The sequence below is a fragment of the Pseudomonas sp. HY13-MNA-CIBAN-0226 genome (genome assembly GCF_040310305.1).
GTDB lineage: Bacteria > Pseudomonadota > Gammaproteobacteria > Pseudomonadales > Pseudomonadaceae > Aquipseudomonas > Aquipseudomonas gregormendelii.
The window spans coordinates 1-235 of the sequence record NZ_JBEOPS010000639.1 but is presented as its reverse complement, the minus strand read 5'-3'; the positions used below and the strand labels follow the sequence as shown (position 1 = coordinate 235).

Genomic DNA, 235 nt, shown 5'->3' with positions numbered 1-235 from the left:
GTGAAATACACGCCGGCAATCCCCAAGGTGTTGGCGCCAATGCACAACAACAGTGGACGCCAAGCGGTCTTCAGCACTTCCAGCACGGGGGCTTGGTCCTTCTTGATCGCCCGAGCTTTTTCCGCCAGGGCCTTGTCTTCGAGGAACTCCGGCGACTCATTTACACCCAGGCGAATCGCCAGGCCGACGACCAACAGCAAGGCACTGGCCAGGAACGGCAGGCGCCAGCCCCAAC

Annotated in this window: 1 pseudogene; it reads right to left on the bottom strand. The window is 61.3% G+C overall.

What is annotated here, in order from left to right:
* Positions 1–235 (bottom strand): annotated as a pseudogene (locus AAEZ05_RS30240) (MFS transporter); the annotation flags it as partial.